Source organism: uncultured Campylobacter sp., from assembly GCF_938017705.1.
In the GTDB taxonomy this organism is placed as follows: domain Bacteria; phylum Campylobacterota; class Campylobacteria; order Campylobacterales; family Campylobacteraceae; genus Campylobacter_B.
This window is the reverse complement of sequence record NZ_CALIIS010000016.1, coordinates 24188-31772: the sequence shown is the minus strand read 5'-3', so window position 1 is coordinate 31772 and position 7585 is coordinate 24188. Positions and strand designations below refer to the sequence as shown.

The following is a 7585-nucleotide window of genomic DNA, read 5'->3' as shown; positions in this document are numbered from 1 at the left end:
ATACGTCAGTATTGCTCCAAAAGTAAGCAATCGTATCTGTTCCTCTGTTAAAGGGTTTTGATTGATGTGCCCTATTTGTTTTTGCAAATGTTTTTTTGTATAAAGTTTGTTTACATAAATCTTTAGCGCAAATAAAAAGATAGCTCCAATAATTATCCATATAATAACACTCATAAGAATAAATGTTTAAAAAGAATTTACTATTTCGCGTATTTTTCACTCAAATCTTTCGCTACTTTTTCGAGAATAGCTGTAATCTCATCGGTGAGTTTGCCAGCTTTTAGCTCGTCTAAAATGTCACGATGGGATACATTGAGGAACTCTAAATATTCTCTCTCAAATTCTTTTATCTTGTCCACAGGCACTTGTCTCAATAAGTTTTTAGAACCTGCATAGATAATCACAATTTGGTTTTCTACGGGGTAAGGGTCGTTTTGTGGTTGTTTTAAGATTTCCACATTGCGCTTCCCTTTTTCGATAACCCCCATAGTAGCTGCATCGAGGTCAGAGCCGAATTTGGCGAAAGCTTCGAGTTCGCGGTATTGTGCTTGGTCTAATTTGAGGGTACCCGCTACTTTCTTCATCGATTTAATCTGTGCTGAACCTCCCACACGCGATACCGAAATACCCACATTGATAGCTGGACGTACCCCTGAGTTGAACAAATCAGACTCCAAGAATATCTGTCCGTCAGTAATAGAAATCACGTTAGTAGGGATATAAGCTGATACGTCGCCCGCTTGAGTTTCAATAATAGGTAAAGCAGTGAGTGAACCACCCCCTTTTACGAGTGGAGCGATGCTTTCGGGGAGGTCGTTCATTTGGCGTGCAATGGTATCATCGGCAATCACTTTGGCAGCGCGCTCTAATAAGCGAGAGTGCAAGTAGAACACGTCACCAGGATAAGCCTCACGTCCAGGTGGACGGCGTAAAATAAGTGACATTTCGCGATACGCAACCGCGTGTTTGCTAAGATCGTCATATATGATAAGCGCGTGGCGGGAGTTATCTCTGAAATACTCACCCATGGTGCAGCCCGAATACGGAGCCAAATACTGAAGCGCGGCTGCCTCGCTAGCACCGGCTGCAACTACGATCGTATAATCCATCGCGCCGTATTCTTCAAGCTTTTTAACGACTTGTGCGACGGTGGATTGTTTCTGACCGATTGCTACATATATGCAGATGACATCCTGGCCCTTTTGATTGATGATAGTATCAACAGCAACGGTGGTTTTTCCTGTTTGGCGGTCGCCGATGATGAGCTCGCGCTGTCCGCGACCGATCGGCACTAGCGCGTCTATCGCCTTAAGACCCGTTTGAAGTGGCTCATGGACGGATTTACGAGCCATGATACCTTTAGCCTTTTCTTCGACAAATCTAGTATCGCTGGTCTCTATCGCGCCCTTGCCGTCGATCGGCTCGCCTAGGGCATTTACTACGCGACCTATTAGCGCATCACCTACCGGAACGCGTAAAAGCTTACCCAGTCTTTTAACGCTACTACCTTCGTTAATACCGCTAGTATCGCCTAAAATAACGATGCCGACACTGCTCTCCTCTAAATTTAACGCGATACCACGAGCTCCGTTTTCGAATTCGACCATCTCGTTAGCCATTACGTTTTTTAAGCCGTAAACATTAGCAACGCCGTCTGCGACCGAAACGACCTTACCGGTTTCTTCGATATCAACGCTAAGATCGAAATTTTCAATTCGCTCTTTGATTATGCTGCTGATTTCGTCTGCCTTAATTTTCGCACCCACGCTTTACTCCTTTAAATTGCTTTTAAAATATATTCGCTCATTTTTTGTTTCAATCTATCAACTGAAAAACTAATCTCAAATCCAAGATCCTCGACTTCGATCTTAATACCCTCAAGCTCACTTTTAACGGGTTGTAGGGTAATATCTGCATTAAATTTCTTTGAAATTTTAGTTTCTAGCTCTTTTATTTTCGCGGCGTCTATTTCGGTAGCGGAATAAATTTTACCCAAATATTTATTATCCAGCGCCGCAATATTCTTGCGCAGTTCCTCGACTATCTGCGGGATTAGTGCAATACGCCTATTCTTAGCTAAAAGTTTAATAAAATTTACGATTTTTTCGCTTGGATTTTTTATAAATGACGCGATAAGTTCCACTTTGGATTCCTCTTTTAGCGTCGGAGATTTTACAATATCTTGGAATTTTGGAATTTTAAACGCGCTCGCGACGCTCTCGAGCGTCTGCAAAACAGAGCATAGTTCATCTTTTTTATAGCTCAGTATCAGGGCGTTTACATATCTTTTTGAGGTGTTATTTATCATCATCCGACCTTTTTCTCTACGATTTTAACCAGTTTGTCTTGACCGAATTTAATGTCGTCCGATGCAAAAACATCATCCAGTATCTCGCTTACGACCTCTTTTTTGATCTTACGCGCCTCAAAGCTCTTCTGCTCGTCGAAAGATTTTTGCAAATTCGCAATCTCTTGCTCGGTCGCATTTTTTATCTTTTCGGCAGCGAACACGATCTCTTTTTTAGCGGTTTCGATTAAAGCTGCGCCTTGAACCTTGGCATCTTGCAGATCTTTTTTAGCTTGCTCTTTGCGAGCTGCGGACTCTTTTAAAATTTTTTGATTAGCTTCAAGCCTAGATGCGATGCCGTCGATCCTACCTTGATATGCCGCTTTTGCAGGACCTTTTAACAGATAAAACAAAATTCCGAAAAATAAAATGAAATTTATGCTTCGCCACAGCACGTCGTAGTCTTTGACTCCATCGTGCTCGCCACTTGCTAAAACAAGCGCGGGAATTATAAATAAAAATAGATATTTTTTCATACTGAAAACCTCATACTTTAGCCACAGCGCTACTTAGAGCATTTTTAAATTCCGGAATTTTGGCTTGCAAATCATTTTTTAGGTTGCGCTTTTGCTCATCCAAACCGCCTAAGAATTGATCAAAATCCTCCTCCATCGCGGCTTTTTTCTCGGCTATTTCTCTAGCGGCAGCCTGCTTCGCACTATCCATCGCCTCTTGCTTTATTTTAACAGCTTGCAACTTCGCAGCATCCATGATCCTTACGATCTCTGCTTTATCGGCATCTGCATCCTGTGCGTTTTTCATCGCATTTGCCTCATCTTCTTTAATAATAGCTTCTCGCTTTTCCATATGCAAAAGTAGCGGTCTATAAAGCTTGATATTTAAGAAGTAAATCAAAGCTAAAAATACGACGATGGTCGTTATCATGGCGGTCAAACTTACGTCTAGCATCGCACCTCCTCTAGGTTAGTTTTAAACAAAATGCGTATTTTACAATATGAAAAATTAAAATACACTATAAAAAATCATCCGATTTTCTTTAAAAACTCGGAAATTTGTAAAATTTCGCTAAATTCGATCGAAATTTTACGCTCTTTGATACTTATTTTACCGAATTGATCAAGCTTGGCCTTTAGCTTTAAAAGCTCGGGCTTGAAGCTTTGAAATTCCGCGCCAGGCTTTTTCTCTTTCGGAACGGTTTTATCTTTGAGCTTTTTTACTAAATTTTCGGTATCTCTTACGCTTAGGCGCTGTCCTAAAATGGTGTTTAGAGCTAAAATTTGATCCTCTTTTTCAAGTCCAACCATTATCTTGGCGTGCCCTTGCGAAATTTTATCTGCGCTTATGGCGTCTTGCACTTCGGAGCATAAATTTAAAAGCCTTAACGTGTTTGTAATCTGTGTGCGGGACTTTTTGATGATGTCGGCTAACTCCTCTTGCGTGATCCTGTATTCGCTGATGAGCTCCTTATAGGACTTAGCAAGCTCGATAGGATTTAGATCCTCGCGCTGGATATTTTCGATGAGGGCAAGCTCTCTTAAATTTTGAGATTTTATGTCCGCGACTACGGCTTTGATTTTACTCTCGCCCAAAAGCTTCGTCGCTCTTAGGCGCCGCTCACCGGCGATAAGGACGTAAGAATCATCTTTTTGAATAACAATGATAGGCTGAATAAGCCCGTGGCGGGCGATGCTTTCGCTCAGCTGCCTAAGTGCCTCCTCATCGAAGCTCTGCCGCGGTTGATATGGATTTGGCTCGATTTTATCGACATCGATTTCGATAACTAAACTATCTGCATTTCCACTTTCTAGCTCCCTGTTATAGGAGCTTTCTACGTCATCTAAAATAGCACCGAGCCCGCGCCCGAGCGCTCTTTTTATCTTGCCCATTTTTGCTCCATTATGGATTTGGCGAGGTCTTGATAGGCGATGGAGCCAGCAGATTTTATATCGTATAAAACTACCGGCTTGCCAAAGCTTGGGCTTTCGGCTAGCTTAATATTGCGCGGAATGATGACTAGATCATCACTCTTGCCGATACGAAAGAGCTTATCATCAAAATATTCGCGTAAATTCGCAACTGTCTCTTTAGCGAGATTGTTTTGCAAGCTGTACATTGTCGGCAAAAATCCGCGAATTTTTAAATTTTTATTGAGCGTTTGCTTGACGACTTTTACGGTATTTAGAATCAGCGCGACGCCTTCAAGCGCGTAGAATTCACACTGAATCGGGATAATTACGCTATCGCTTGCGACCAAGGCATTTACCGTAATGCTACCGAGCGTCGGCGGCGAATCGATGATTATGAAATCATATCTGTCCTTAACCTCGGAAATTTTATTTTTTAGCATTAGTTTGAAGTCTTTCTCTTCGCTTACTTCGCGCTCGATACCTACAAGTCCGATGTTTGACGGCACCAGATCCATAAACTCAAGTTCGGTCTTTTGGATCACTTCGGACATGCTTTTACGCCCCGTTAGGACGTGATAAATGTTAAATTCAAAGTCGCTGCGGTTAAAGCCAAGTCCGGTCGTAGCGTTCGCCTGAGGGTCTACGTCGATCAGTAGGACCCGCTTTTTCTTTATCGCTAGCGACGCAGCAAGATTGACCGCGGTCGTCGTCTTTCCGACGCCGCCTTTTTGATTGGCAATCGTAATTACTTCACTCATCTTAAAGCATAAACCCTTTCTTCATTTATTATGATCGATCCGTCTTCGCAAAGTTTAGCCTGCGCGAGTGAAAATTTTTCACCGCCTAGATGAACGCCAAAGCTTTGCGATTTTTGGAATTGTAACGAAAAATTTCTAAAAATTTGCTTCCACGGGATTTTATTTTCATATAGCGCAAAAAAGCCCTCTATAGCGTCTTTTGCGCTAATTTTTATATCTAAAATTCCCGCATATTCGGGCGCGCCGAGTAGGTTCATGCCGATGCCGCAGACGAGGGTATTTTTGATCTTATTCGTCATCGCCCCGCCGATTTTGCGCTCGCCTAGATAAAAATCGTTGGGCCATTTAAGCCAAAGCTGCGAACCGAGCGATGCGAGAAATTCCTGCATGATCATCGCAAAATATATGCTCGCTGACTGAGGTGGCACGTCTGCGGGCAGATCGCTCTGCGCGACACAGAACGAAAATGCGAGATTGCCGCTCGCGCCCTCCCAATCATTGCCGCGCGAGCCGATACCAGCGCTTTGGCGATTTGCGGCGATCGCAAAAGGCGGCGTTATCCTGCCTTCGCGCACGGCGTCCACCAAAAACTCCTGCGTAGAGGGCATTTGCTCTACAAATTCTACTTGCAAAACCCGCTCCTAGCGTAAGACAAAGTGCTCGCCTTGAAATATTGCAAGCGTTTAAATTCTGCGCTGCGATAGAATTTTGCAACAAGATGAAATTTAGCACGATTAAATTTTACGACATAGTGAAATTTTGTGCGATGAAATTTTGCGATCTTGCTAAATTTTTCGGCAACGCGGATTTTCCCAGCAGCATTTCGATAAAATTTTAAAGCTTTGTCTAGCAAAAATTCTGCGGCACGATCACAGAATTTTAAATGGTGCGTGTTTGGTGCGACGCCGCAAGATCCGTAACCGCGGCGGCGAAATTTTAAGCTCCTGTGAGCGTAAAATTTTAGAGCATAGAAGCGAGGTTTTAAAATTTTATAAAGCCTTGATTTTGGAGCTTCGCTTCGAAATTCCGCACGGCAAAATTTTACTTCACGATCGCGGCGATATCCAAGGCAGAATTTCGCCGCGACGCCAAAAGCGCGGCGCAAATAAAATTCCCGCGTAGCATCAAAAGCGCGGCATAAAACGCGAGAATTTAAGATCCCGCTTAGCATAGCAGATCGCCGATCTTTAGCCGCTTGCCGTTTAGATACGCGCTGGCGTCCACCGGCTTTTTACCGGGCTCTTGCACCTTCATGATCTTAACCGCACCCTCGCCGCAAGAAACGCAAAAACTGGGCTTATCAACGTGCAGAATTTTGCCCGAGCGTTCAAATTTACGCCCGCTAGATTCGCGCAAAAGCTCTAGTTCTAAAATTTTTAACCCGCCAGATAGATAGATCCCGGGCCATGGCGTTAATGCGCGAAATTTATTATAAATTTGCTCTGCGCTTTCCTCAAAGCTAAAAAGCCCGTCAGATTTGCTTATTTTTTTGCAGTGCGTAGCCTGTGCGTCGTCCTGCTTTAGCGGCGTTAAATTTGCAAAATTTCGCAGCACTCGCACGGTCAGCTCGCCCGCTAGATCCCCGAGCTCGTCAAACAGCTGCGCCGCCGTTTTATCCTCGCAAGGCGTGTAGGCAAAATCAAGCATATCGCCCGTGTCAAGCCCAGCATCCATCAGCATCGCCGTCACGCCCGTCTGCTTTTCGCCCGCCAAGATCGCACTTTGGATCGGGCTCGCGCCTCGGTATTTAGGCAGGATCGAGGCGTGCAGGTTTATGCAAGGCGCGATATCAAGCACGCTTTGCGGCAAAATTTTACCGTATGCGGCAACCACGATAAAATCAGGCTTTAGCTCTTTTATCTGCGCTGCGACCGCCCCCTCTTTTAAACTCGCAGGCTGAAAGATCGGCACGGCGGGAAGGTGCTGCTGCGCGTAAGCTTTAACCTCGCTAGGCGTTAAAATTTGCTTCCTGCCGACGGGCTTATCGGGCTGCGTAAAGACAGCCGCGATCTCAAATTTCGCCCCCGCAAGCGCGCGTAAAATTTTAGCCGCATACTCGGGCGTACCCATAAAAACTATACTCATTCTTTTCCTTTAAATTTAGCCACATCGCGGTGCGAGCGATCATACAGGCGCTAATCGTGCTCGCAATAAATTGTACGCAGACGTGAGGTAAACCCTGGTTCACACTCGCGCGCCTATTTGACGACGGATTGATTTTTATCCTCGGATCCGTCCGGCCAAGGCCAAAAAGCGCACGGATCTTTGGACCAATAAATCTTTGCAGACGGTTTCGCTCCCAGCTCGTCAAGGCTAATCTTGCCGTCACGATTAGCATCGAGCCTCTTAAATTCCGAGCCTGAGCGCAGATTTAGCTCTACTCTCAGCCCAGACGGCACCTCGCTCGCCATCCACTCCTGCAAGCTCAACGCGCCGTCGTGATCCTTGTCGTTAAAGTCCATAAAATTCGGCACCGGATTGGCGGGATCGCAACCGTATGCGCCGAAGCATAAAAATACTAGAATAAAAATTTTATTCATTTCGCCTTCTTAAATTTTATCTTTTTGCGACGTTTGCGAGCGGTAAACATAAAATTTACCCACATATTCGGA

The 7585-nt window shown here is 44.5% G+C and carries 11 protein-coding genes; 2 read left to right on the top strand and 9 right to left on the bottom strand.

What is annotated here, in order from left to right; all coding sequences use genetic code 11:
* Positions 1–200 precede the first annotated feature (200 nt).
* The 7 genes from atpA to Q0605_RS01070 form a co-directional block, all read right to left on the bottom strand.
* Positions 201–1766: a F0F1 ATP synthase subunit alpha gene (gene atpA, locus Q0605_RS01100; protein ID WP_298703487.1), complete on the bottom strand. Its 1566-nt coding sequence runs from the start codon at positions 1764–1766 to the stop codon at positions 201–203.
* 11 nt (positions 1767–1777) lie between these two features.
* On the bottom strand, positions 1778–2308 hold the full coding sequence (locus tag Q0605_RS01095; RefSeq protein ID WP_298703485.1) for a F0F1 ATP synthase subunit delta: 531 nt from the start codon (positions 2306–2308) through the stop codon (positions 1778–1780).
* Positions 2308–2823 carry a F0F1 ATP synthase subunit B gene (locus Q0605_RS01090; RefSeq protein ID WP_298703483.1) on the bottom strand — a complete coding sequence of 172 codons (516 nt, stop codon included), beginning with the start codon at positions 2821–2823 and terminating at the stop codon, positions 2308–2310. The genes Q0605_RS01095 and Q0605_RS01090 overlap by 1 nt, the downstream gene beginning before the upstream one ends.
* Before the next feature lie 10 nt (positions 2824–2833).
* The gene (locus Q0605_RS01085; protein ID WP_297894462.1) at positions 2834–3256 is read right to left on the bottom strand and encodes a F0F1 ATP synthase subunit B'; all 423 of its coding nucleotides are present in this window, start codon (positions 3254–3256) and stop codon (positions 2834–2836) included.
* Between the two features lie 74 nt (positions 3257–3330).
* Positions 3331–4194: a ParB/RepB/Spo0J family partition protein gene (locus Q0605_RS01080; RefSeq protein WP_298703481.1), complete on the bottom strand. Its 864-nt coding sequence runs from the start codon at positions 4192–4194 to the stop codon at positions 3331–3333.
* A complete protein-coding gene (locus tag Q0605_RS01075; RefSeq protein ID WP_177389424.1) occupies positions 4182–4973 on the bottom strand; it encodes an AAA family ATPase in 792 nt (263 codons plus the stop codon). Before Q0605_RS01075 ends, Q0605_RS01080 begins: the two co-directional genes overlap by 13 nt.
* The gene (locus Q0605_RS01070; protein ID WP_298703479.1) at positions 4970–5605 is read right to left on the bottom strand and encodes a biotin--[acetyl-CoA-carboxylase] ligase; all 636 of its coding nucleotides are present in this window, start codon (positions 5603–5605) and stop codon (positions 4970–4972) included. Before Q0605_RS01070 ends, Q0605_RS01075 begins: the two co-directional genes overlap by 4 nt.
* Before the next feature lie 41 nt (positions 5606–5646).
* Between Q0605_RS01070 and Q0605_RS01065 the strand changes: the two genes are divergently transcribed.
* Positions 5647–5811: a hypothetical protein gene (locus Q0605_RS01065; RefSeq protein ID WP_298703477.1), complete on the top strand. Its 165-nt coding sequence runs from the start codon at positions 5647–5649 to the stop codon at positions 5809–5811.
* A gap of 56 nt (positions 5812–5867) precedes the next feature.
* Positions 5868–6095: a hypothetical protein gene (locus Q0605_RS01060; RefSeq protein ID WP_298703474.1), complete on the top strand. Its 228-nt coding sequence runs from the start codon at positions 5868–5870 to the stop codon at positions 6093–6095.
* Positions 6096–6137: 42 nt separating this feature from the next.
* Here the strand turns inward: Q0605_RS01060 and fmt are convergent, their stop codons facing one another.
* On the bottom strand, positions 6138–7058 hold the full coding sequence (gene fmt, locus Q0605_RS01055; RefSeq protein ID WP_298703472.1) for a methionyl-tRNA formyltransferase: 921 nt from the start codon (positions 7056–7058) through the stop codon (positions 6138–6140).
* Positions 7059–7171: 113 nt separating this feature from the next.
* Entirely contained in the window at positions 7172–7513 is a 342-nt protein-coding gene (locus tag Q0605_RS01050) for a hypothetical protein (protein WP_298703471.1), read from the bottom strand.
* Between the last annotated feature and the right edge of the window lie 72 nt (positions 7514–7585).